At 36.8% G+C, this 1,558-nt stretch carries 1 protein-coding gene; it reads left to right on the top strand.

Features of this window, described 5'->3' with window-relative positions:
- Window positions 1-132: 132 nt before the first annotated feature.
- On the top strand, window positions 133-1,558 hold a 1,426-nt coding region (locus NZ519_13875; GenBank protein ID MCS7029842.1), incomplete at its 3' end, for a tetratricopeptide repeat protein.

Here is a 1,558-nt window from a genome sequence, read left to right as displayed (position 1 = left end):
GCAGTACGAAGCGCAGCGAAGTACCGAAGCGAAGCGTAGTGCGGAATGCCCCGACCCTTGCGCAGCAAGGGGCACGCACTAAAAAGTAAAAAACATCTATCTTTTTAGCTTAATTTTTCATATCTTTGAAAGATGAAATTAGCTATTTGTTGTATTCTAACTTTTTTGCTCTCATTTAGTTTTGCCCAAACTTGGCAAAGTGCGTACGATAGTTGTGTGAAATATCAAGATAAACATCAATACAAGGAAGCCATAGAATGGGGCGATAAAGCATTAGAATTATATGAAAAGCAAGTGGCTATAAAAGATACGAGTTACAGCAATATTTTAAATAGACAGTTTGAAAACTGTTACTATGGAAGTTTATACAAAAAAGGTGAGTTTTATGCCAAAAAAGACAGCGTTTGGACAAAAGAAAAAAATATAGTAAGATACAGCAACTCTTGTAACAATTTGGCTTTATTATACCAAGCTCAAGGCAAATATGCTGAGGCTGAACTGTTACACAAAGAAGCTAAAGAAATTCGCGCCAAAGTGTTGGGGAAAGAACACCTTGATTATGCTAATTCTTGTAATAATTTAGCTCTTTTGTACCAAGTTCAAGGCAAATATGCTGAAGCTGAACCATTATTCAAAGAAGCTAAAGAGACTCGTGTTAAAATACTGGGAAAAGAACATCCTGATTATGCTAATTCTTGTAATAGTTTGGCTATGTTATACCAATATCAAGGCAAATATGTTGAGGCTAATCTGTTATTCAAAGAAGCGAGAGATATTTATGCAAGAGTACTGGGAAAAGAACATCCTGATTATGCTAGTTCTTGTAATAATTTAGCTCTTTTATACCAAGTTCAAGGCAAATACGCTGATGCTGAATTGCTATTCAAAGAAGCCAAAGAGATTTGTGCCAAAACGCTAGGAAAAGAAAATCAATATTATGCTTTTCCTTGTAACAATTTGGCTCTTTTGTATCGAATTCAAGGCAAATATGTTGAGGCTGAACTGTTATTCAAAGAAGCCAAAGAGATTTGGTCAAAAGTGCTGGGAAAAGAACACCCAAATTATGCTACCTCTTGTAACAATTTAGCTCTTTTGTATCAAATTCAAGGCAAATATGTTGAGGCTGAACTGTTATTCAAAGAAGCCAAAGAAATTTATGCTAAAGGGCTGGGAAAGGAACACACAGATTATGCTGCTTCTTGTAACAATTTAGCTTTATTATACCAACCTCAAGGCAAATATGCTGAAGCTGAGCTGCTGTTCAAAGAAGCGAAAGAGATTCGTGCCAAAGTGCTGGGAAAAGAACACCCAAGTTATGCTTTATCTTGTAACAATTTGGCTGCATTATACCGAATTCAAGGCAAATATGCTGAAGCTGAGCTGCTGTTCAAAGAAGCGAAAGAGATTCGTGCCAAAGTGCTGGGAAAAGAACACCCAAGTTATGCTTTATCTTGTAACAATTTGGCTGCATTATACCGAATTCAAGGCAAATATGCTGAAGCTGAGCTGCTGTTCAAAGAAGCGAAAGAGATTCGTGCCAAAGTGCTGGGAAAAGAAC

The sequence above is a fragment of the Bacteroidia bacterium genome (assembly GCA_025056095.1).
Lineage (GTDB): Bacteria > Bacteroidota > Bacteroidia > JANWVE01 > JANWVE01 > JANWVE01.
The sequence above is the reverse complement of the archived record's forward strand: the minus strand, read 5'-3'. Positions and strand labels throughout refer to the sequence as shown.